Source organism: Paenibacillus sp. FSL H7-0350 (assembly GCF_038593195.1).
Classification (GTDB): domain Bacteria; phylum Bacillota; class Bacilli; order Paenibacillales; family Paenibacillaceae; genus Paenibacillus_AQ.
In genome coordinates, this window is the sequence record NZ_CP151972.1 from 2,166,457 (window position 1) to 2,191,390 (window position 24,934).

Annotated in this window: 13 protein-coding genes and 1 riboswitch; of the genes, 7 read left to right on the top strand and 6 right to left on the bottom strand. The window is 54.8% G+C overall.

The annotated features are described in order from the left end of the window. Positions 1-81: 81 nt before the first annotated feature. From NYE24_RS10110 to NYE24_RS10125, 4 genes are all read right to left on the bottom strand, one after another. A complete protein-coding gene (locus NYE24_RS10110) occupies positions 82-6,738 on the bottom strand; it encodes an S-layer homology domain-containing protein (protein ID WP_342478582.1) in 6,657 nt (2,218 codons plus the stop codon). A gap of 85 nt (positions 6,739-6,823) precedes the next feature. Then, complete coding sequence (locus NYE24_RS10115) at positions 6,824-7,663, bottom strand: carbohydrate ABC transporter permease (RefSeq protein ID WP_051493958.1); 840 nt, start codon at positions 7,661-7,663, stop codon at positions 6,824-6,826. A 15-nt stretch (positions 7,664-7,678) separates the two neighbouring features. Next, complete coding sequence (locus NYE24_RS10120) at positions 7,679-8,617, bottom strand: sugar ABC transporter permease (RefSeq protein WP_036699514.1); 939 nt, start codon at positions 8,615-8,617, stop codon at positions 7,679-7,681. A gap of 148 nt (positions 8,618-8,765) precedes the next feature. Next, positions 8,766-10,109, bottom strand: coding sequence for a sugar ABC transporter substrate-binding protein (locus NYE24_RS10125; RefSeq protein ID WP_342478583.1), 1,344 nt, complete (start codon positions 10,107-10,109; stop codon positions 8,766-8,768). 282 nt (positions 10,110-10,391) lie between these two features. Between NYE24_RS10125 and NYE24_RS10130 the strand changes: the two genes are divergently transcribed. From NYE24_RS10130 to NYE24_RS10150, 5 genes are all read left to right on the top strand, one after another. After that, positions 10,392-12,170: a sensor histidine kinase gene (locus NYE24_RS10130; RefSeq protein ID WP_342478584.1), complete on the top strand. Its 1,779-nt coding sequence runs from the start codon at positions 10,392-10,394 to the stop codon at positions 12,168-12,170. A 39-nt stretch (positions 12,171-12,209) separates the two neighbouring features. After that, a complete protein-coding gene (locus tag NYE24_RS10135) occupies positions 12,210-13,832 on the top strand; it encodes a response regulator (protein WP_341026095.1) in 1,623 nt (540 codons plus the stop codon). 27 nt (positions 13,833-13,859) lie between these two features. After that, the gene (locus tag NYE24_RS10140) at positions 13,860-14,387 is read left to right on the top strand and encodes an AAA family ATPase (RefSeq protein WP_342478585.1); all 528 of its coding nucleotides are present in this window, start codon (positions 13,860-13,862) and stop codon (positions 14,385-14,387) included. A 515-nt stretch (positions 14,388-14,902) separates the two neighbouring features. Further along, positions 14,903-15,898 (top strand): substrate-binding domain-containing protein, encoded by a 996-nt coding sequence (locus NYE24_RS10145; protein ID WP_036699521.1) that lies wholly within the window; start codon positions 14,903-14,905, stop codon positions 15,896-15,898. A gap of 116 nt (positions 15,899-16,014) precedes the next feature. Next, positions 16,015-18,309 (top strand): alpha-galactosidase, encoded by a 2,295-nt coding sequence (locus NYE24_RS10150; RefSeq protein ID WP_342478586.1) that lies wholly within the window; start codon positions 16,015-16,017, stop codon positions 18,307-18,309. A 196-nt stretch (positions 18,310-18,505) separates the two neighbouring features. On the opposite strand, the gene NYE24_RS10155 is transcribed toward NYE24_RS10150, so the two are convergent. After that, positions 18,506-19,936 (bottom strand): SPFH domain-containing protein, encoded by a 1,431-nt coding sequence (locus NYE24_RS10155; protein WP_342478587.1) that lies wholly within the window; start codon positions 19,934-19,936, stop codon positions 18,506-18,508. A gap of 17 nt (positions 19,937-19,953) precedes the next feature. Further along, entirely contained in the window at positions 19,954-20,451 is a 498-nt protein-coding gene (locus tag NYE24_RS10160; RefSeq protein ID WP_036699525.1) for a hypothetical protein, read from the bottom strand. 573 nt (positions 20,452-21,024) lie between these two features. Further along, a riboswitch (cyclic di-AMP (ydaO/yuaA leader) is annotated at positions 21,025-21,207 on the bottom strand. A gap of 532 nt (positions 21,208-21,739) precedes the next feature. On the opposite strand from NYE24_RS10160, the gene NYE24_RS10165 reads away from it, so the two are divergent. After that, positions 21,740-22,360, top strand: coding sequence for a TetR/AcrR family transcriptional regulator (locus tag NYE24_RS10165; protein ID WP_036699527.1), 621 nt, complete (start codon positions 21,740-21,742; stop codon positions 22,358-22,360). Between the two features lie 29 nt (positions 22,361-22,389). After that, positions 22,390-24,846 carry an MMPL family transporter gene (locus NYE24_RS10170; RefSeq protein WP_342478588.1) on the top strand — a complete coding sequence of 819 codons (2,457 nt, stop codon included), beginning with the start codon at positions 22,390-22,392 and terminating at the stop codon, positions 24,844-24,846. The last annotated feature ends 88 nt before the right edge of the window (positions 24,847-24,934 follow it).

The window sequence follows — 24,934 nt, forward strand, 5'->3', positions numbered from 1 at the left end:
TGAATTCCTCTAAACACAGAGCAGCGGTCCTCCCATAGCCGGAGAACCGCTGCTCTTTTTTACTTTATAGTTAGTTTGAAATTACATATGCTCCAGCAGATTGAAGATGACCTGTGCGCTCTCGGCGCGGGTCATAGTCGCCTGCGGCGCAAATTGCTGATTGCCGCGTCCCTTGATCAGCCCTGCCTGATCAGCGGTGCTTACAGCATTCTTAGCCCAGTCACGAATCAGGGTATGATCACTGAACGAACTGGAAGCTGATTCACTGCTGCTCTTGCTTCCCTTCAAATGTTCATATGCCCGGACTATCATTACTGCCATCTCCTCACGGGTAATGAGTTCATTCGGAGCGAAGGCGTCCTTGCTGCGTCCAAGTACGATGCCCGCCTCATTCACTGCCGCTACGGATTCGGCATACCACAGCCCCGAGTCCACATCAGCAAATATGGATGGGCTTCCCGTCTTCAGCCCAAGCGCACGTGCAATCATCGCGGCGAATTGTGCCCTTGTGACTTCCCCTAGCGGCTGGAACTCGGAGCTGGAGATGCCTTCAATAATATGTTTCGCAGCCATAGATTTAATAACGCCGCTGGCCCAGCTGTTGCTGCTGACATCCGAGAATGTCTTGTCATATTCGAGTACCGCATACTGGCTGAAATGACTTATTCCGGCGCTAAGCTTACTGTCTGTCAGCCTGCCGCCCATGTATTCAAGGGCACCATTGGCAGCAATATAGTAGATACCCAGTACGCTGCGGTTAGCACCAGGATCAACCGTGAAGGTAAGCGTCAACGGCTCATTGAACGTTGCGACCGGTACGGCAGTTCCATCCGCAGCAACAGTTTCCAGGCCAAAGCGGATCACATCACTTGCCGCCGATAACCGGACGGACCCGCTCAGCGCAGGGTTATTGATCAGCTGCTCCGCAGCTGTTCTCGCTGTCTTCACTGCGGAGAGCCGGATTGCCATTCCCTCTGGCTGTCCTCCAGCACCGGCTGTCTTTTCCCGGATGCTCTTCAGCACTTCCGGACTCAGATCAACAGTAAATGTGTGCCAGGCAAGATGCAGGGTGTTCTCTCCTATAATTCCGGCTAAACCGGCTGGAAGCAGTACCGATTCTGTAGCATCTGTAAGCTGAACGGTTATAGCCCCACCAGCCGGTGCCGGGAAATCAGCCGCTGTAAGAACCTTCTCCTTCTGCGGCGAAGGGGATGGTGCTACTGTTGGCGAAGGCGTTGCAGCCGGTGCTGATATCCATACTGGCACTTCTGCAGGAGCCGGTGTTGCTGTCGGTACCGGAGTTGGCGCCTTGGTTGGATTCACTTCCGGCGGCAGCTCCTCTTCTCTTACTGTGACCGTTCTTGTCACTTCAGCAGCCGCATTGCCTGCTGTATCAGTCACATTATAGTGATAGACATAGCTGCCTGAGGCCGAAGTGTCCAGCGCCGGCACTGTCTCCCCACCCTGCGTAATCGTTGCGACGATACGCTCTGTAATATCACCGTCTCGATCATCCGCCGCTGTAGCTCCGGCATCTGCATAGCTTGCACCCTTTTCCAATTGAACAGTTGCTTCACCCAGCAGAGTAATTACCGGCTTCGTTACATCCGGGTCCAGCGCAACTACGACCCGTCTGGTTACCTCAGCAGCTGTGTTGCCTGCCTTATCAGTGACATTATAATGGAAGGTATAGATATCTTCCTTGGACGTATCCAGCTCCGTCAAGCCATATACTTCACTAGTCACCGTTGTCGTAATACGGCCAGTGATATCTCCGTCCTGATCATCATAGGCCGTAGCTCCGGCATCGGTGTATTCTGCACCGATTGGCAGATTGACTGTCGCCTCGCCGATGAGGGTAATAACCGGCGGAACCGTATCCGTTACCGGCAGTGTGATTGTTCCGCTGGCAGTGGCTTCTGCCGCTGCTTCTCCCTTGCTTAGGGTTACCGAGAAAGTGAAGCTGCCCTCTGTATCCTCAGTGGCTGCCTGGAAGGCAGACAAGGTAATGTCCCCCAGGGTAACCCCGGTGCCCTTGAAGCCCGGCATCCCGCTAATGGTCTGCGCCAGCCAGCTCCGTACAGCTTCTTCACTATTCGCTTGCGCCTTCTTGACGCTGTAAGACGCTCCTTCAATTATGCTCTTCGCTTCAGCAACAGCTTGCTCATTGTCCACACTGGTCTTATCTCTTGCTACAGCCAGATAGCTGATTAGCGAGGCTTGGCTGAACGTATTGTTCACCGAGTATTTCACCGTACCGTTGACCGGCAGTGTGAAATTGTATTGAACACCCGCCCCGCCCGCACCGGCAACAAGGCCTGTCTTCACCGTCTCGGTCACAATCTCTCCCTCAGCGTCAGGATAGCTGAGTGTAATATCCATCGTCCGGTTCAGGTTATTCCACCAGTCCAGATGATAGGAAGTAACCGTGTATTTGCCAGCACTCAGAGGCAGATTATAGACCAGCGGCGTATTCTTCGTATTCGAGCTGTACACTCCGGTCTGGGCTTTATTGGTGGTGACTACATCCCCGCCCAGCCCTTTGACACTATAGTTTGTGCCTGTATTCGTATGTCCCCATACAGTATCCCCTGTGGACAGTTGATCCGCCTTGTGATTCAGCAGGCTGTCGCCTGCGAGATCCCGGATGGCTGTATACGGCGGGGTGTCGCTATCTCCGGCAAGACCCATGTCCAGGAAGTACACCAGCCCCGCTGGAACCACTTCAACATAGGCAATGGTCTTCAGGCTTCCATAGGTGCCGGTGACCGCTACCCGTTCATATGGAGTATCAAAGCTGACCGCATCGAGATTCCACTTCACCGCCACCTGTGTGGTCGTACCGTCTGCAAGTGTGGCCTCTACCTTGGCCGGAAGCTCCGGCACTTGACCTGCGTAGGTAGCCCTATCTGGAATGGACGCAAGCTCTCTCACATCTCCCAACAGCAGAAGATTAAGGGCAGAAGACAGACGTTCCGCCAGCTGCGTTGCCCCTTCCTGGTCCAGCCGGTAGAGAACCGGATCATTCAGTGCTGCTTGGGAGGTATCCAGGGCATTCTTGAACATCCTCCAGTCTTGCTCCGGGTAGTCGTCTTCCCTGCTGACCGCAACAGCAGCACTCACCGCCTGCTTAAGCTCCGCTGTATCCGGGTTGCCTGCGCCTTCCCCGCCAATGACCGCTACGGAATCCACAGCGAGGGTTCCGCTCAGCACCTTGATCTGAACCGTATGCTCACCGTAATTCAGTCCACGGAGCGTGAAAGTCTGGTACAGCTCCTTCGCTGCGCCCGCAGCGCCCGAGACTACCAGCGTCTCACCGTCCACCACGGCTTCCAGCTTCGCTGATCCGTCGTTCGGCCCCAGAATATCAAGGCCCGTGCCGGTAAAAGTATACTTCAGCACCGCACCAGCGCCTTGGCTGGTAGAGAGAGAACGCTGATAGACATACATGCCTTTTCCATTCTCATGGGCCCAATTGCCTTCATAGACCAGCTTCGCCCGAGGGACTTCTGCCAGATCAGTCATCTCCAGATTATCCAGTTGCTCGGAGTAATAAGGGGTGTGACCGTCTACTTTCTCTACCTTCAGATTATCGAAGCGGACATGATAGAAGCCGCTGGCGAGCTGCACGCGCCCGGATAGCTTCGCATTCGAATCGGTATAGGAGGCAAGCTCCACCTGATCCAGATATGCAGTGACCGTGTCACCAGCTACCTGAATGGCAATGTTATGCCACGCGTCATATGCCGTATTGAAATCAGGAATCTTCACACCGCCGGTGCCGGTTGCTGCATTGCCGCTGGCCACAACGGTCCCGCTGGACAGTAGCTGCCAACCGCCATCGAACCAGAACTTGAACGCATAAGGGGTGCCGTTAATCGTCTGCGGTCCGCCCTGGTATCTGGCTCCAACCGCTGCGTAATTGTTCCCTCCATACGTGCTATTCTGATCAAAAGACACATCGGCACTCGCCTTATAATTGGTCCAGCGGTAATCCCCGATAGCAGTAACCGGGTCACCACCGTTCCAGGCCCCTCCTACTCCGGTGGTCGTCTGGTCCAGCTGCTGCCGCAGCACATAGTTATCCGTGCCATCGACCAGATAGCCCTCGAATGCCCCGTTGAGGTCCTGCGTATAACGCGGCATGACGCTATATGGGCCACCGCGCGAGCTGGCATAGCTCTGCACGCCAGTGATCTGTCCGCCCTCTCCGATCACAGGAACACTCCGGCCGCCATAATTGAAGTCATCCGCATACAGCGTCTGATCCTCTGTATTCTGAACCGACCCGGTGACATCGGTATCCAGCACTGTGCGTTCACCTTCCACCGGAAGCGGTGTACTGAACCCTTCCTTATTGCGGTTATCCAGCGTGGTGACAGTGACAATAGAGAACGGCTTCACACGGATGGTATACACACCGCTGCCGTCTGCCTGAACATCTCCAAGATCTTTCATATAGTTGCTGTTAAAGGCCTGACCTGACTCCGCCGCACGGGTCTCCCACATCTCCAAGGAAGGATTGCCGGTATAGGCCATGTTGACAGCCTTAAGCTTGTAGATCTTCTCAACCTCGCTGTCATTGATAATCACCGTCGAGAAATCCTGCTTGTCAGGTGAAGCCAGGGTCATATAGCTCGGTGTTCCGTTGCGCCCGCTTACCGGGTTCGTGCCGGTTGCTCCGGTGTAGCTCGCCTGGGGAACGGCCCGCCAGATTCCTGCCGTATTGTCTTCGTTCTCCCAGCCGGTCTTGGCGAACCCGCCAAAATGCTTCAGGACCAGCAGTCCCGCGTCATAATGAATGAAGCCCGACCACGGGTCGCGTGCGCTGAGCAGCTCCTTGAACGAGTACTGCCCGCCTTCATAGAAGGAGCCGATCGCCGGCTGATAGATGAAATGCGTCCGGCGCGAATTCACAAAGCCCTTAATAATGGTATTGCCCATCTCCAGCGGTCCGCCGGTGCCGCCGATCCCCGTCCCGGGCACAGAAGGGTCCTTCATATTATTGTGAGGACGGAAGGCCGAATTACTGAAGGTGGCCTGTGCTTCACTATTCCAGATCTCCTTGTCGAACTCATCCGCCAGCCGCTTGAAATTGCCTTGGCTGTCGTCATCGGTGTTGTAATGATACCCGGCAGCGGCCACAGCTTCCCGCAGTGACAGGTCATTCACCAGCGCATCGCCGAAGGAACCGATGCCTACTTCATCGGAAATAACCAGCTTGATGCTGTGATACAGTTCCTTTTCCTGCTCATCCTTGAAGTCTGACGCATCCGCTTTGACCCTCTCGCCATACTCCTTCGTCCAGGCCAGATCCGGCGCGTGCTCATTGATATGGGGATTCACATAATCCACCATATAGCCGTACTGGCGGTAAGCAGCCAGTATGGTCTTCTTGTACCAGGTATAAATCTTGTCGTTATTGTTAGCCCAAGCCGGAGCATTCCAGCGCAGGAAGCTTACCTTGACCGCCGGATTGACAGCCTTGGCATCGGCCGCAAGCTGGAAGCCGGGGTGCCGGGCTACATTGGCCTCTTCATCTTCCGTGCGCATCGTTGAAGGGTCGGGACCAGTAGAGTTATTGCGGTCATTGCCCATCTCAATCTTGACATGGTCGATCAAGGGGCGGTCGCCCCCGAACAGAATCTGGAGCAGCTGCGCATAGGCCTCCGGCTGCTCGGACTTATAGTCCATCAGCAGGGCGCTGGTACTGTTGCCGCTAAGTACGCCGAAGCCCTTGAAGGTCAGCCCGTTAACATTCCCGTCCTTGATGTCCTTGCCGTCCAGCTGAATTCGGACCGTAGAAGCAGCCGTCTCGCGGGCATTGTCTAACTTCTGCTTGATCGCGCCCTTGGCAACAGCGAACCAGCTAAGGATCGGCTTCTCCCCGCCGACATTGGCATAGGTTAGTGTCATCGAACTGCTGGTGTCAATATCTCCCGGAACGGTAAATTCACCGGAGATGAACTTCGTCTTGTTCGTGTTGAACGGTGTAAAAGAAATCGTCTGGGCGACTCCTGCCGTATTCACATATTCCAGCCGTGGCTGAATGGCCCGGTCACGGGTGCCGTACCAGTCATAGAAACCGCTGCTAAGGGTATATACTCCGGATTGAAGCGCTTTCAATTTATAGATAATATCGTTGCTGGCAGGGTCTGCGCGCAGTCCTACCACCCATAGGCTTGGATCAGTGGCGGGATCGGTGAGGTTGCCATTCTTAGAATTTTTTACTTTATGGATGGAATCATCGAATCCCCAGTCAGTGGTTCCAGCGACATATTTCTGGTCCGGCGACGAGTTAAGCAGTTCACTGCCAGTCAGTGTTCTGACCGCTTCATACAGTGGTGAGGGAGCCGGTCCATAGCCAAAAGAATCGCCTCCTCTGCCGCTGTCCACGAAGTAGACGAGCGGACTGTCCGCTGGCGGAATGACTTCCACACTTGCGGTAACCGGGCCGCCATTTGCAGTTCCGGTAACTGCCACCGTATCATACGGCACATCGAAGGTATCTTCTCCGATATTCCAGCTCACCGGCGCCTCCTGTCCTCCAATACGGACACTGGCTGGCAGTGTGGTCCCTGCTGCCGACTTCGCGCCCATATAAGCCGCAGCATAGACCGGATCAGCGGCAGCCGCAGAGGCTACAGGCATACCAAGTGCAGGGAACATTCCGGCTACAAGTGCAGTCGATAACAGCACGGAAAATAGCCTTTTCTTAACGCGGTTCTTTCTATTCACTATCTCATCTCCTCGGGTATAAAAATACCTGGCAAACTGCAAAAAGCTGCAACTGCCAGGCTGTTACTCAACTAACCTCAATCCACTATCCCTTAATTCCCGAAGCAGCAACGCCCTGCACAAAGTACTTCTGAAGCGCCAGGAACACAATCACTACCGGAATGATTGACACCACACTCGCCGCCATAATTAATCCGTATTCCGCGGAGTACTGTGAGATGAACATCCGCAGACCGATCTGGATGGTCTTGAGCTTCGTATCGGTCAGATAGATCATTGGCCCGAGGAAGTCATTCCAGGTGGCGACAAAGGTGAAGATAGTCAGCGTGGACAGCGCAGGTTTGGATAGCGGAAGCATAATTCTCGCCCAAATTCCATATTCGCTCAGTCCGTCAATCCGGGCGGCTTCACATAATTCATCCGGCACCCCTTGATAGAACTGGCGCATCATGAACACCCCGAAGGCCGAGAAGGCTTGCAGCAGAATGATTGCCAGGTGGGTATTGTTCAAGCCCATATAGCGCATCAGAATGAACTGCGGCACCATGTAAGCCTGCCAAGGAATCGCAATCGTCGCGATGTATCCCAGGAAGATCACATTTTTGCCTCTAAAATGCAGCTTGGAGAAAGCATACGCCGCGAAGCTGGAAGTCAGCAGCTGCAGGATCGTAACAATAATGGATAATTTCGCTGTATTGTAGATGAAGCGTCCGAGTGGAATCCGGGTCCAGATATCCTGGAAATTCTCCCAGCGCGGATTCGCCGGAATCCACTGCATCGGGAAGGAGAAGACATCCTTATTCAACTTGAGTGAAGACGACAGCATCCAGATATACGGCACCAGCATCGCCAGCACGGTCAGAATTAACAGGGCATATACAAGCACCATTAAGCTGATTTTAAGTCCTTTACTTTTACCAACCATATCTTATAGATCCCCCTATTGTCCGTATTTCTTCTCGCCGCGGAACTGGACGATGGTGATGCCGAGTACCAGCAGAAAGAGTACAATCGCCATGGCACTGGCATATCCGTAATCAAGCGAGCGGAACGCCGTGTTGTAGATCTGATAGACCATGACCCGTGTAGCATTGTTGAGCTGGTTATCCGCGCCGGCGAACAGGTTGATGAAGATATCGTAGACCTTGAACGAGTTGATGACCAGAATCATCAGGACAAAGAAGGTGGTTGGTGCCAGCTGCGGCACAGTCACGTTGCGGAATCTTCTCCACGGGCCTGCGCCGTCCAGCTCAGCAGCCTCATACAGCTCCGGGTTAATCCCCTGGAGACCGGCCAGATAGATGACCATGTAGTAGCCCATATTTTTCCACACGGTGAAAAGCACTACCGTAAACATCGCCCACTGCTTATCCGCCGCCCAGCGGGGCAGGTCCTCCAGCGGAATGCCGGTAATCAGGTGCAGGATGTTGTTCACCGGACCCATGGTCGGGCTGAAGATGAAGTTCCATACCGCCGCAACCGCTACCAGCGAAGCCACGTAAGGGAAGAAGAAGACCGTTCTCATGAAATTACGGCCCATGATCTTCTGATTGAGCAGAATCGCCAGCGCCAGCGCTACGATCATGGTCAGCGGCACGACACCAATGGTGTAGACAATCGTATTCCACAAGGCTTTGTGGAAGGTGGTATCCGAGATCAGCCGGGAGAAGTTGTCCAGCCCGATGAACTTCATCGGATTGGCCCCGTCCCATTTCACAAACGCCAGAATAAAGGCAAAAATCATCGGTACCAGGGTGAACAGGGCAAATCCGATAAAGTTCGGCGCAATAAAGCTATACGCGACCAGGTTATCCCGGAGTCCGCGCGACAACCGGCTTTTTGGGCTCTTATTTGTACGCAATATGGTTTCGTTCTGCATTCGTTCTCCTCCAAACCTTATCTAACATCCCCGTAAAGTGGGATTTACATCGATGCCTGTTAATGTGAGTGCTGTGAGGTCCGCTATTTATATGGAAGGCGGGCCTCCGCCCGCCCTTCCTTCAGGACACTAACGTTACACGTTCACCTTAATTGTTCAAAAGCTGGCCTACACGGTCATTCATATCCTTCAAGCCTTCGTCAATCGTAGCGTTCTTGGTCATGATGTTGTCATGCGCTTCATTCAGAATAACCTCAATGTCCGCACTCTTCTCATGAATCGGCATTTCCAGATAAGTCTGAACGGTATTCAGTGCAGCCTTACTGTTATCATCTGCCGGGAAGCCGTCGATGGAGGTGATGGAATTGATAACTTCGTCATTCTTAATCGCCGGAATCGTACCGGTAGAAGCGATCACCTTAGCGCCTTCCGCACCCGTTACGAAGTTCATGAAATCAAGAGCTGCTTCCTTATGCTTCGACTTCTGGTTAACGGCCAGGGAAGTAATCGTTCCCAGAGTCGTCCCAGCTTCAACGCCGTCCGGATGAGGATACTTCACGATACCCCATTCCTTCGACTGGGATTCCCCGCTCTTCACCTTCTCAATCTGGGTGGCAATGAACCAGCTGCCCATGTTCATCATCGCAACAGAGTTGTTGTAGAATACGCCGGAGTAATGCGTGCTGGAGGTCTTAAGGGTAGCGTAATCCATAACGATGCCATCTTCCTGCTCCTTCAGAATCCGCTCATAGGTAGGCTTCAGGAAGTCATAGTTGCCGCCGACCACAGTGTTCTTGCCGTCCAGGATACCGAACAGTTGAACCGCGCTGCGCCAGGTGTGGTAGTGGGCGCCGTATACCTTTTCGGAGCCGCTGCCGGAGGTCATCTTGCGGGCCAGCTCATCATATTGGTCGAAGGTCATATCGTTGGTCGGATAATCTACACCCGCTTTGTCGAACAAGGCTTTGTTGTAGTAGATCAGCCAAAAGTCACTGCGGAACGGAAGCGCATACACCTCGCCGTTCACTTCAATTTGCTCGACCGTACCGCCGTATACCGAAGGATCGATGGATTTGTCACCCATGTAGGTCTTCAGCGGCTCCAGATGATTCTGCTTCACAAGGTTTGAGTAGCCCGGAATGTCTTTGATTGTCAGGACATCCAGATCCGCCCCGCCCGAGAGCTGTGTGCTGAGCATGGTCATATAGTCGGTGGAGCCCAGATCGACGTATTCAATGGTTACGTTCGGATGTGCAGTCTTGTAAGCATCGATCAGCGGTTTGTAGTATGCAGTCGCTTCCCAGTCCCACAGCGCCCATTTCAGTGTTACCGGCTCCTGGCTTGGTTCGGAGGAAGCGGTTGCAGCGTTGCCCGAAGCAGGTGAGGCCGTTGCAGCGGCGTCTTTCGTATTGTTATTGCCGGAGCATCCGGCCAGCATGCTCACGGAGAGCGCAGTGGCAAGGGTCATGCCGTAGAATCTTTTCAAGTTCATGTAAGTATCCCCTTTATCTTCTTATGGTCTATCATAGCCGGCACGTTTGCTTATCCGGCCTTAGTTCAAAGTGTAAGCCTTTTCAGACCCGATGGGGATGCAAAATCAAACACAGTTCATTCACTATTCTGTGCTTTTCTCCGCACGGCCTGCCCCGAACCTGTAATTTCTTATCCGAAACCTGTAAAATTCTCAGCTTCTCCCCCTGACTCTATAATGAAACGCAGGAATATGCTATGGTAGTTGAAAACGCTTTATATAGGTCCAGTTATAGATGAAGGAGTGTTCACCACGGTACGTAAATCTACTATTAAAAGCCGCATTATTCTGCTCATGACCGCCTTTGCACTGCTGATTGCCACGCTGCTGTCCTGGTTCAGCTACGAACTGATTACGTATTACCAGCGCAAAACGACGATCCAGGCGACGGAATTCAACCTCCAGCTCGTCTCCCATATTATTGAACAGGATCTGATTGATCTGACTACGCTGGCGATGACCAGCAGCACTAACTCGTCTACGAACACCCTGCTTACCGAATATTTCGGGTCGGCGGAGGCTAGCCCCAAGCAGGCGCTGAATGTGTTCAACGCGATGCAGGACGATGTGCGGATCAACCGTTCCTACAGCTATGTACGCCGCCTGATTGCCACGGATAACAGCGGAAAGTTCCTGCAGGTGGAGAATTTCGGCACCTCCGTTCCGCTAACGATCCATAATATCGGTCAAGTCACCGGTCTGACGAATGAGGCCGAAGAGCAATGGGACCGGGTCATTAAGGACCCGCTCTCCAATTCCTACGGAATTCCCTTTGTGTTCCCGATCTACGGCCGGGGGGCCACCCGGATGGGCACCGTCTACCTGCTCGCGAATACCTCCGTCATTACGGACAAGCTGAAGGGCTATGCCCTGCCGGAGCATTCCCGGCTGCTCCTCACGCTCGGCGAGCATCATTATCAGCTTACCGGCGATCAGGTCAAAGCCATTGAAGAGCCGTATGAGCCGGTAGCCTATACCAGTGACAAGCCTGTCGGCCCGGGTACCGAGCTGTCCATGGTGAAAATGCAGAATGATGGGGAAAGCCATATCGTGGTATCGTATCCGGTACGCAGCGGTGTCATGCTCTCGCAGACCTTGTCCAGCGACCAGTTCGCGCCCCGGAGCAATATATGGATTCTCGTCCTGCTCGGTGTCTGTCTGCTCGTGCTTGTCTTAAGCGCGATCATTACGCTGTATTTGACCCGCACAATCAGCCTTCCGGTGGAGAAGTTGAAGAAGCGCATGGACAAGATTGCCCAAGGCAACTTCCTGCTGGACTCGGGTATTGAATGGAACAGCGAGCTGGGCGATGTCGGCCGGGGCATTAACCGGCTGTCCCAGGATATCGTGGCCCTCATGGACAGCCGGCTCGCAGACGAGAAGCAGAAGCAGGAGCTGGAGTACCGGATGCTCCAGAACCAGATTAATCCGCATTTCCTGTACAATACCCTGAATTCGATCAAATGGATGGCTACGATCCAGAACGCCACCGGCATTGCAGAGATGACGACCTCCCTGTCCCGGCTGCTCCGCAGCATCGCCAAGGACAACCGGCGGCTGATGCCGCTGAAGGATGAGCTGAGCCTGCTGGATGATTATTTCCTGATTCAGAAATACCGGTACGGCAGCACGGTTACCATGGTCACAGAGATTGAAGAGGAAGCGCTGCTCGCCGGGCTTATTCCGCGCTTCACCCTCCAGCCGCTGGTCGAGAATGCGATCTTCCACGGCATCGAGCCCAAAGGCCGGGGCGATATTGTGGTCCGGGTCACGAAGAGCGGCTTCGCGGATCTGCTCATCACGATCGAGGACAATGGGGTCGGGATGAAGGAGGAGCAGATCTCCACCATCCTAACCGTTCCCGGGGACGAGGCTAAGGGAATGCTGGAGAATATCGGGCTGCGCAGTGTGAACGAGCGGCTGCAGCTTGCTTTTGGCGGGGAGTACGGCTTGTCGATTGAGAGCGAGGTCGGCCGTTACACCAGGATGAAGCTGCTGCTGCCCTTCCGGCAGAGAGAATAGCCCCCGGCGCCCTGCAAACTGAGCAAGGATGTGATGAGCTTGATCAAATTATTAATCGCAGATGATGAAGCCCTGGTCTGCATCGGACTCCAGTCCATGCTGAAATGGGAGCAATATAACATTGAAATCGTCGGCATCGCCCACAACGGTGCGCAGGAGGAAGAGATGATCGACACCCTCCGCCCGGATATTGTAATCAGCGATATCAAAATGCCGATCAAAAGCGGCCTCGAGGTCGCCGGCTCGGTCCGCCGCAAGTACGGGCGGCTTCCGCTGTTCATCATGCTGACCAGCTATGAGGAATTCCAGTATGCGCGCGGAGCGATTGAGGTCCAGGCCACCGATTACCTGGTGAAGCTGGAGCTGACCCCGGAGGCGCTGGCCGAATCGATCCGCCGGGCCATTAGTATGCTGGAGGAGTACCAGACCATGGAGAGCTATCCGAAGCTGGTCCACCGCGGCAATCTCCAGGCCCAGCGGGATAAATTCTTCATCCGGCTGTTAAGCGGTCTGTTCGAGAACAAGAACCAGTATCTGCTGCAAAAGGAGGATCTGGAGGTGGACCTCTCCGCGCCGGCCTATCTGGTCTGTACCTGCCGTATTCTCGGGCCGGACACCGTCCCGCCGCGCGGGGATAAGCTGGTAGCCTTATGCTCAAGCACGGTACAGATGGCGAAGGATACGCTCTCTTCGCTTAGCGCCTGCTATGTAACCAGTCTGGATCTGCGTAACTTCGCGCTGATTCTGCCGGTTGCTGGACCCGATCCGCAGCTCTGGATGCCTGACATCCAGAATTTGCTGGCGGATATGGCTTCCGTGCTGCATAATTATTTCAATGTGACCATTATCGGGGCGATCGGCTTCGCGGCGGAAGATCCGTTTTTGCTGCAGGGGAGCTATCTCGCTGCCCGGAAGGCGCTGCCCGCCGCCGTGAAGGAGCGCTCCTTCGTCTTCTTCACGGAAGGCGAAGCCCCGCTGCAGGAGCAGCTTCTGTTTGATTTCTCGGAGTCTCGGCTGGAGATCCGCAGAGCTTTTGAAGAAATGGATACCCGCGCCCTGCACAGTATTATCTCCCGGATGATCGAGAGCTTCGACGGACGGGACGACCTGCTCGTTCCCGCCACCGATGCTGCCTGCAACATTCTGTACATGGCGACCTCCCTGCTAGCGGACGGCGAGAACATGGTGGAGCAGATCTTCGAGCAGGAGCCGGAGGGCTACCGGGCGATCTACCAGATGCATACGATTGAGGAGATTATCGGCTGGCTCGTCCAGTTCCGGGATGGCTGCGTCCGGATGCTCGCCACCCGCAGACAGAGCTATAAGGAGCAGGTGGTCAAGAATGTCCAGGAGTATATCAAAAGAAATCTCGGTACCAAGCTCTCGCTCAACCAGGTGGCGGATGTGTTCAACTTCAGCCCCAACTATCTGAGCCACCTGTTCTCCAAGGTCGCCAAAGTAAACTATGTTGAGTATATCACAGAGACCAAAATCACCGCCGCCAAGGAGATGATGGTCCGCGGCGAAGGCCGGATCTACGAGATCTCCCAGAAGCTCGGCTATGAGAGCGCCTTCTATTTCAGCAAGGTGTTCAAGAAGGTCACCGGGCTCTCTCCCCGGGATTATATGCAGCAGATTGAAGGGAATACAGAAAGCAACTAAACGAAGGACGAAAGGAAGAAAAGTCAAATGAACAAAGGACAAATCGTATTTCTAAACGGAGTGACCAGCTCCGGCAAAACCTCAATAGTCGAAGCCATACAAGCGAGATCACCGGAATTCTTTTATGTGGTAGCGAATGATCTGTTTGAAGAAACGATCGGGGAACGCTACCTGCGTGAAGATTACTGGAAGTACCTTAGCGAAGCGATTATCATGATGTACCACACTGCGAAAGTATTCTCGGATCATGGCAAGCATGTGCTGATTGACGGCATTATCGTGGAACGTCCCGGACTTGCGCCTCATTATGAGAAGGTAAAGGAGATTTTCAGCGGATACCCGTTATCCATTGTTGAAGTATTCTGTCCTCTGGACATCTGCCGCCAGCGCAACCTGGCCCGGGAGCACCGGAGTGAAGACCAGTCGGAGGAGCAGGACAAGCTGATGGCCCATGGTATCGGGTATAGCTTCAAGGTGAACACGCATGAGAACACTTCTGAGGAGTGTGCGGATCTGATTGTGGGGCATTTATTCGGTGAGCGTACCGCAGAATGATAGGGATGAGATAGAGTAATAATGTGGAAAAGTGGAGAGGCTGCCGTTATAGGCAGCCTTTTTGTTTGCGTACAAACGGAATAACGGGCTGTGGCTTTCGTTTACGAAGAGAAAGAGCCGAACAACAAAGCAAGACTTACCTGGAGCTTGTTCCAAACTCCTCTTAGGCTTATTTGGCATCTGGCGGACTCAGATGACGCTATTATGCGAAAAAACCAACTTTTCTTGTGTTTGCGGACTCAGAAGCGCTTATGTTTCCATTTGCAGCTATAAATGAGGAGTAATGGGTTGGTTAACTGCTTCTGAGTCCGCCTAGCCTGCTTAATGGTGTATTCTGGCGCTGATAAGGTCTTTCCAGTCCGCGAGAATGTTGGGGCGGGGGATACGGCGGTGATTCTGAGTTAATTCCCTTCCCATGTAAGCGCTCTTCAAAATCTGCTTGAAAGAACCCTTAAGGGATGATAGGATTAAGGTGAAAATTTAGTAAATTTATTAACTAAAAAGGCGTGATCTGCTTGGCAACGATTAAAGATATCGCCCGGGAGGCCGGCGTATCGGCCGCAACCGTATCCAGAGTGCTAAATAATGACCTGTCCCTGGCTGTCAGCGAGGAGACACGCAGCCGCGTATTCACCGTGGCCGGGCAACTGGGCTACAAGCCCTCACGAGTACGGCAGCTGAAGCGGGAGAATGAGTTGGGCAGTAAGACGATCTCGCTCCTGCTCTGGTGTACAGCCGAAGAGGAACGGGACGACCCTTATTACGGCTCCATCCGGCGCGGCGTGGAGATGCGCTGTGAGGAGCTGGGCATCCGGCTGGGCCAGACGCTGCGCGGACATAGCTCGCCAGCCCCGCTGCGCTCCGCCGGTGACGGACTTATTGTAGTCGGCGGAAGCTTCCAGCCGGGAGAGCTTGCGAAGCTGCACCAGGACCCATGCACCACCGTGCTAGTCGACCATTACTCCGAGCGCACGGAATATGACTCCGTGCGCACGCATTTCCGGCAGGCTGTCGATCAGGCGCTGGGCCATCTGCTGGAGCTGGGCCACCGCGAGATCGCCTTCATCGGAGGCGGCAGCGGGGAAGAGCGCCGCAGGCATCATTACACCCGGATCATGCAGAGTCAGGGCTGTTATGATCCGGCGCTGATCCGCACGGGAAGCTGGACCAGTGCTGACGGCTACCGGATGATGAGCGAGCTGCTGTCAGGTGTAAAGCGGCCTACGGCCTGCTTCGCTGCCAGTGATCCGCTGGCAGTCGGCGCCCTGCGCGCCCTGCATGATCACGGGATACAGGTGCCTGCGGGGATGGCAGTCGTCGGCTTCGATGATATCGAGATGGCGGCCTATGTCCAGCCTCCGCTGACAACGGTCCGCGCCTATCCCGAGCAGATGGGCAAAGCAGCAGTTCAGCTGCTCGCCGAGCGGTTCGAAGGACGCGAAGCCCCTTCGCATACGATGATCGGCACGAAGCTGATTGTCCGCGAGACCAGCGGCGGGACAACGGATTAACGCAGCCCGGCTGCACAGCAATCGTAGATTGCTTTTTCCAAGGTATCCGTAGAAGTAAGGCTCAAGTTGGTCCAGATATCCGGACCTTATTCCAATACACAAGGAGTGTTATGATCATGAACATTTTTGCAGACGAATCGCAAGGGCTGTTTCACCTTCAGTCCAAGGACACCAGCTACATCATCCAACTGGTAGAGGGTTATCCTGCCCATGTCTACTGGGGCGCACGGCTCCGTCATGATGACAAACTGGCCGGAGCACTGGAGCTGCGTGAACGCGCCTCCTTCTCACCAACCCCGCTCCCGCAGAAGCCCTCCCTATCGCTGGATGCCCTCCCGCAGGAGTATCCGCAGTATGGTACGAGTGATTTTCGCCGGCCGGCTTATCAGGTTCAGCTTGCGGACGGCACGCGAATCTCAGAGCTGCAATATGCAGGCTATGTAATTACACCGGGCAAACCGGCACTGGATGGACTGCCTGCGGTCTATACAGAGAACGAAGCAGAAGCGCTCACGCTTGAACTCACCTTGAAGGATGACTACGCCGGTCTGACGGTCAGACTGCTCTATACGGTGTTCGCTGACCATCAGGCGATTACCCGCTCTGTCCGCTTTGAGCATAACGGCGAAGCCCCGCTCCGGCTGGAGCAGGCGCTTAGCGCCTCGGTGGATTTTGCCGATTCCGCCTATGACACACTACACCTGAGTGGCGCATGGGCGAGAGAACGCCATGTTCAGCGCCACCCGCTTAACCCCGGAGCCGCGCTGTCCCTGGAGAGCCGCCGCGGATCAAGCAGCCATCAGGTCAACCCGTTCCTCGCGCTGCTGCGCCCGGGTGCAGATGAAGATCAGGGTGACGTCTATGGCTTCAGCCTCGTCTACAGCGGCAGCTTCAGTGCAACTGCTGAGGTGGAGCAGTTCGGCCAGACCCGTGTAAGCATCGGGATTAATCCGTTCGACTTCTCCTGGCTGCTGGAGCCGGGCCAATCCTTCCAGACCCCGGAGGCCGTGCTTGTCTATTCCAGCGAAGGCATCGGCGGCATGTCGCGCACCTATCACCGGCTGTACCGTACCCGGCTCTGCCGCGGTGTTCACCGTGATCAGGCCCGCCCGATTCTGGTCAACAACTGGGAGGCGACTTACTTCGACTTCAATGCGGACAAAATCGCGACCATCGCCAAAGCAGCAGGCCCGCTCGGCATTGAGCTATTCGTCCTTGACGACGGCTGGTTCGGCAGACGCGACAAGGATAACAGCTCGCTCGGCGACTGGTTCGAGGACCGCCGCAAGCTGCCTGAAGGTCTGGCGGATCTGGCAGGCCGGGTCAATAAGGAAGGCGTACAGTTCGGTCTATGGGTAGAGCCGGAGATGGTCTCGCCGGACAGTGAGCTATACCGCAAGCACCCGGACTGGTGCCTGCATGCCGAAGGACGCCGCCGCACGGAAGGCCGCAACCAGCTGATCCTGGATCTCTCCCGTCCAGAGGTCTGTGACTATCTGTATGAGACGCTAAGCGCTGTCTTTTCCAGTGCACCGATCCGCTATATCAAGTGGGACATGAACCGCAATATGACTGAGATTGCATCGGTGAAGGCTGCCCCGGAGCGGCAAAAAGAAACCGCCCACCGCTATATGCTCGGCCTGTATCATCTGCTGGAACGCCTGACCTCGCGCTTCCCTGACATTCTGTTCGAGAGCTGCTCCGGCGGCGGCGGCCGGTTCGATCCGGGCATGCTGTTCTACATGCCGCAGACCTGGACCAGCGACAACACCGATGCGGTGGAACGCCTGGCGATTCAGTACGGCACAAGCATCGTCTATCCGGCCAGCAGCATGGGCGCGCATGTATCTGACGTTCCGAACCATCAGGTAGACCGCATTACCTCCTTCGCTACGCGCGGCGATGTGGCGATGAGCGGTAACTTCGGCTACGAGCTGGACCTCACCAAGTTCACCGAAGCCGAGAAGGACCTGGCCGCGCGGCAGATTGCACAGTACAAGGAGATCCGCACACTGGTACAGCAAGGAGATATGTACCGTCTGCTGAGTCCGTTCGAGGGCAGCGGTGAGACCGCCTGGATGTTCGTCAGCGGGGACAAGACTGAAGCCTTCGTCGCTTACTTCCGTGTACTCGCGAGACCTAATCCGCCAATCTTGCGCCTTACGCTCAAGGGACTGAACCCGGAGCTGGATTACGTCATCGAGACCGGGGCTGCCGGCAGCAACGAGCATGTCCATGGCGGTGCAGAAGCTTCTGCGGCCGCTGGAGGCGACAGCTCCGGTCCGTTCCAGACAGCCTTTGACGGCACACCGCTCGGCGGCGACCGCCTGATGCGCATGGGCCTGATAGTCTCTGACCTGCGCGGAGATTACGCAAGCTGCACTTACCGCCTGAGAGCGGTGCAGCGCTGATCTACAGCTTAAGACATACCACAGGCGTCAGCCTCCTTTTGGAGATTGACGCCTGTTTTTTTGTGGAGAGATGCAGTCAGGCAGGCGGCTTTGCTGCCGGTTTATTAACTACTCACTGCCTACTCACTGCCTACTTACTGCCTACTCACTGCCTACTCACTGCCTACTTACTGCCTAACTCTACTGCTCTCCTCTCCTACTCCTGTTCTTGTTCATGCTCCCGGCCAAGTAACCCGCTGAGCGCCTCTGTTACATTCATGCCGGTAAGTGTCTTGGTCAGCTCAGGCACCTGGGCCATGATTTTGGCGATATCGCCGGTAATTTTATTCACGCCTGCGGAAGCCCCATCCTGAGAGATGACGGTAATCTTGTCTACCTTGGCCAGCGGGGAGGCGATTTTCTCAGCCAGCTCGGGCAGGATTTTCAGGAATTCCACAGTCAAGGCCGCTTGAGTGAACTGTTTGTAGGCTTCAGCCTTCTTCTGCAGCGCTCCCGCTTCCGCCGCTCCGGCGAGCTGGACGATCTCCGCATTCGCCTTCCCTTTTGCCAGATCAGCTTCTGCTGTTGCCAGCCCGCGCTTAGTCGTCGTAGCAGCTTCGGCTTCCGCCTCCAGAATCTGCCGCTGCTTGGCGGCTTCCGCTCTCATAATCGTCGCTTGATTCTCCGCCTGGGCAGGCTTGATTACCGTTGCCTCCAGCTCCCGCTGTCTAAGCTCGACCTCGATCTCCCGGACTGTGCGGTTGGCTTCCGCCTCCATCTGAGTGATTTTCACCTGTTCCGTAACCAGTGACTGCTTGATCTTATTCTGCTGCAATTCGTACGCCAGATCCGCCTGCGCCTTCTTCACTTCTGTCTCCAGCTTGAAGTCCGCCTGCTTAATATTCAGCTCCTTCTCGAACAGGGATTCCTTCGCACGGGCGGCGGTTCCCGCTTCTATGGTCGCCTGATGGGCATTGGCTTTGGCAATGGAGGACTCCTTCTCCGCTTCGGCCTGTTTGATCTGTATGTCGCGTTCGGCTTCGGCCTTGGCAATACTGGCGTCTCGGCGGATACGCTCAATCTCGGGCACCCCCATATTATCGATGTACCCTTTGTCGTCGGTAATCTTCTTGATGGTGAAGCTGACCACCTCCAGCCCCATTTTGTCGAGGTCCTCCGAGCAGGTCTCCCGCATCTTGCTGTTGATCTCATCAGGGGTCTTCAGGATAGATTCTACGGTGAGCTGGCCGATCAGACCGCGCAGATGACCCTCCACCGAATGCAAAATAATCGTCTCACGGTCCTCTTCCGGCCGGTCAATGAACTGTTCACTGGCTGTGAGAATAGCGGTTGGATCGCTTTTAATCTTAATCTGGGCGACTGCCTCCAAGTTGAGCTTGATGCCCTGGCGGGAAAACATTGCCTGTGCCGGGATAACATCGAAGCTCATCAGCATCATAGAGATGGTTTTATTGTTCTGGAAGCCGGGGGTGACGAACGTCCCACCGCCCTGGACGACTCTTTTGCCGCCGAGGCCGTATACGATCATAGCCTGATTGGGCGGAACCTTTTTATACGCGGTCACAATACTGGTTAACGCCAGCAGAATCACAACAACAATAGCTCCGGTTACATATAAAATTAACATTCCTCCGACACTCCCCATTAGTTTTGTTCCATTGCCCGTTCGAACAGAGTGACCGCTGCGATCCCCTTATCTGTCTTCACAATAATCACCCGATCGCCCCGCAGCAGCGACTGACCGGAGTAGGCCCGTACGCCGATGGAGCGCATGGTCCCGTGCAGCACATACTTCATCTCTCCCACTGCCCCATCCGCTGCGGCGATGCTGATATAGCCGAGCTGGCCGGCCGGATCATAATCCAGTTCACTCATACTGCTGTCATACCGGGTCATCACCCGGGCCAGCACGGTGTAGAGCAGAATGCCCGGCAGCAGGGCTATCAAGGTACAGACCAGCACTACGGCAAGCAGCTGCATCCCGCTGTATTTGACAAGCATATACCCCGTGCCGCCCCAGACGGTAACAAACACCATCAACGGAAGAATCGGCAGAAAGCCCGGCCCTCCGCTATCACCTCCCCCGACATGCAGGTGGCCTGCCAGACCGTGCCCATGAATGCTGCCACTGAGGATAAGCACGAGACCCACCCAGAAGCAGACGATAAATACAGTAGCGATGGTAACCCCTCCTTTCGATGTAATGTGATGTGATGATGCATTAGCTGACTATTTGGGTGATGCGGTAATGGACTATTGTGGCGATGCGGAAACAGACTAATGTGGTACATACAAGACTAATTCGTATTTAAATTGACTAATTAATGTTGTTATATGATTTAAATGTGCTCCTCTCCGCCACTATTTCCTTTAATTTTCACTTTAGGCTGCTTGGTTAGTAGGGGCTGAGACGCAACTTGGCATTGCTGGGATTCAGGTGCACTTGTGCTCTTCATTTGCTCGTTTAGCCAACATTGCCGGGATTCAGGTGCACTTGTGCTCTTCATTTGCTCGTTTAGCCAACATTGCCGGGATTCAGGTGCACTTGTGCTCTTCATCCTCCCACTTTCGGCTGCATCTGAGGGACTTATCCCTCTCATTTCCACCTCCAGCTCACTTTCAGCGCATTCAGAGGGATTTATCCCTCTCCTGCACAACAAAAAGACCACAGCAGCAGCAGGGCTCTCCGTGGTCGGTTAATCGATCATGGCGCTCATCCTCTCTCTTCGAGGCTTACGGGGTTAGCTGACGGATTCGGACAGCGAGATTGCCCTACCTCACCAGAGCCATAGTAGCACGCTGGCAAGGATTCACCCCGGGTACTCAGCAGCCCATCCTTAAGCCGCCTGCACCAGTTGGTTCCCCCGTTCCCGTTACGGAATTCAGCCATTTCAAGAACAGTGTCATTTCATTCGGTTGTTGATTGAATCTTACGCCTGCAGCCATTTAATGTAAAACCTCACAGATGACAAAAGAAGCCAAAATTGCTGTCCCTTCGCGAATGAAGGCGCATTCTTAAGCTCTGCTCTTATCCGCCCGGGAATTTGCTCGCGCTATCGTCTGTTTACACCAACATTACTCATCCTCTCACTTACTCACTTACTCACTTACTCACTTACTCACTTACTCACTTACTCACTTACTCACTTACTCACTTACTCGCCTACTCACCTACTCACCTACTCGCCTACTCACCTACTCACCTACTCGCCTACTCGCCTACTCCCCCATTTCTCATTATCCTCACAATGACTTCCACCTAACTCATCCCTCATCCCCCACCTTTTTTCTCCAGCTCATTATTACAAATTTAAAATATTCATATTTCCGCCACTCAATGCTCATTGTGCAATCTTTCCCTTTGAGCAATAATAGAACCTATAGATTCCATAGAGCTTATAGATCTTAGGGAAAGGAGGAACGTTGAAATTTGAATTCGAAACTGAATCTGCGGGACAAAAAAAAGGAAGCCACCTCCTACGCCTTAGCCGTAGCGGCTTTCGAGCTTGCGCTTGAGCATGGCATGGACGGCTTCATTGTCGACGATGTTGTTCAGAAGGCCGGGTATTCCCGGCGGACTTTTGCGAATTACTTCTCCTGTAAAGAAGAAGCAGTCGCTGCCTACTTCATTGGCATTATTGCTGTCCAAGAGAAAGAGAATAACCCGCTGGCTGCTCTGCCGCCGGATGCTACACCGCTCGATGCCCTGTACAATCTGCTGAAGCTGCAATTCACCTCGGAGTTCCTGCATAAGCTGCGGCAGTTCGTCTCCCTGGCGAATCAGTATCCGTCCCTGGAGCCTTACATTCTCAATGTCTTCCGGCATTTGCAGATCACCGCCCAGGAGACGCTGCAGCAGTTCACCCGTGGACGGTATGCCGATGGATATACCCACCTGCTGGTAGGTGCCGTCTATGGGGCCTTCGTGCCTATCTTGGACGGACGGCTGAATGTCATGCTGCCGGGCGAACAGCTGAGTGAAGGCTCCGATGCCATGCCGTTTGAACAATACCTGAATTCCATGTTTGCTTATTTACGCAACGGCTTCTAAATTCACAGATAAAGAGGAGAAACCATTACATGTCTACCTTTCTATACCGCTTAGGAAAATCGGCTTATGCCAAGCCTTGGGCCTTCATTGCAGTCTGGATCATTGTACTCGGAGTTGTAGGCACCCTGATTGGAGTCAACGGCATTCAATCCAGCTCCGAGATGAAAATTGAAGGCACAGAGTCGCAAAAAGTGCTGGATAAGCTGACAAAAGAGCTGCCCGCTGCAGCCGGCGGCCAGGCTAGTATCGCCTTCACTGTACCGGACGGGGAGCGCCTTGATACGCCTGAGCGTACAGCGCTGCTGCTGAAGGCTATTAATGATGTATACAACATGGAATATGTCATTAACCCTGCCGAACTGGCAGCACAAGCAGCGGCAGCCGCGGCCGGCCAAGCTGCCGCTGATCCTTCCGCTGCTGCGGGCCAAGCTGCCGCTGATCCTTCCGCCACTGCGGGCCAAGCTGCCGCTGATCCTTCCGCTGCTGCGGGCCAAGCCGCTGCCGATCCTTCCGCCGCTGCGGGCCAAGCTGCCGCTGATCCTTCCGCCGCTGCGGGCCAAGCTGCCGCTGATCCTTCCGCCGCCGCTCAGGCAGCACCGTTCGGTCCGCTGATCGTTGACGGCATTCCGGTTCCCGGCGTGATGCTGTCGGCTAACGGCAGCATTGCCCTGTTCCAGTTCCAGTTCACTGTGCAGCAGACATCGCTGCCATCGGATGTACCGGATAACATCATCAATACTGTAACTGAAGTGGAACAGTCCGGTTCAGGAATTACAGCGATTCCAAGCGACTCGCTCAAAAGCATGCCGGCCATCGGCTCCACGGAAGCGATCGGCGTGGCCGTTGCTGCCGTCGTATTGTTCCTGACGCTGGGCTCAGTCGTAGCCGCAGGCCTGCCGCTGCTGACCGCGCTTCTCGGAGTCGGCATTAGCGTCGGAGGTGCCTTTGCCCTCGGCAGCCTGATCCAGATGAACGATATTACACCGGTTCTTGCCGTGATGATCGGTCTCGCCGTGGGGATCGACTACTCGCTGTTCATTGTGAACCGCCAGCGCCGTCTGATCCTGGATGAGAAATTAAGCGCAGCCGAAGCAGCCAGCCGTGCTCTGGGCACCGCAGGCAGTGCTGTATTCTTCGCGGGTCTGACCGTTATTATCGCCCTGTGCGGCATGCTCGTCATTGGCATCGGCTTCTTATCGACAATGGCACTTGTGGCTGCGGCCAGTGTTCTGATCAACGTCCTGCTGGCCTTATCCCTGCTGCCTGCGCTGCTCGGACTGGTCGGTGAACGGATCGTAACCGCCAAAGCCCGGACCAAGCACAGCACCGCAGCCAATAAATCACAGCACAGCTTCTCCCATCGCTGGGCGAATGCCACAGTGAAATACCGCTGGGCCATCATTGTACTCGTAGTGCTGGTGCTTGGCACAGCCGCAATTCCGGTGACCAAGATGGAGCTGGGTATTCCATCCGGCGCCTCGGCGAACCTGGATACTCCGGCCCGCCAGAGCTATGATGTCATCTCCAAAGGGTTCGGCGAAGGCTTCAACGGCCCGCTCCTGCTGGTCGCTGAGACGAAGAATCCGTCTGAGAAGATCTCCATGCCGGTCCTGGGCAAGCTGGTTCAGGAGCTGCAAATGCACGATAATGTGACCCTGGTCTCTCCGCTCGGTGTCAGTCCCACCGGCGATATCGCTATTATCAGCCTGATTCCGAAGACGGGTCCCACTGACACCGCAACCAGAGACCTTGTGCAGGAGCTGCGTGATCCGGCCTCCGCTCTGGCAGACGGGAACAATATTAATCTGGGCGTGACCGGCTTCACCGCCATCAATATTGATATGTCCTCCAAGCTGTCCGATGCCTTCCCTGTATACATCGGGATTATTGTTATTCTGTCGCTGATCATACTGCTGCTCGTGTTCCGGTCCATTATCGTGCCGATCAAAGCAACCGTCGGCTTCGTGTTAAGTATTATTGCTACCTTCGGCGTGACCACTGCCGTCTATCAATGGGGCTGGCTGCATTCGCTGTTCGGCTTCGATACCGGCGGCCCGCTGCTCAGCTTCATGCCGATCCTGGTCACGGGTATTCTGTACGGACTTGCTATGGATTATCAGGTGTTTCTGGTCAGCTCTATGCGCGAGTCTTATGTCCACGGCCGCCATGGCAGTGACAGCGTCGTGCATGGCTATGATCTTGCCAGCCGGGTCGTACTGGCCGCAGGTGTGATTATGGTGTCCGTCTTCGCAGGATTCATCTTCGCCCCGGATGCGATGATTAAGCAGATTGGCTTCGCCCTGGCCTTCGGCATCCTGATCGATGCCTTCATCATCCGCATGACGCTCGTTCCGGCCGTCATGGCCGTCTTCGGCGACAAGGCCTGGTGGCTGCCGAAATGGCTGGACCGCCTGCTGCCGAACCTTGACGTTGAAGGCGATAAGCTGATTGCCAAGCTGAACGCCGAGAGCAGACATAACAAGTAGAAACGGCATTGCCGTCCTAGTAAGGACGGTACCGTTTCAGCGAGAAATAGAAGGTTAAATTCAATAGAGCCTGCGGCATCGTCCGCAG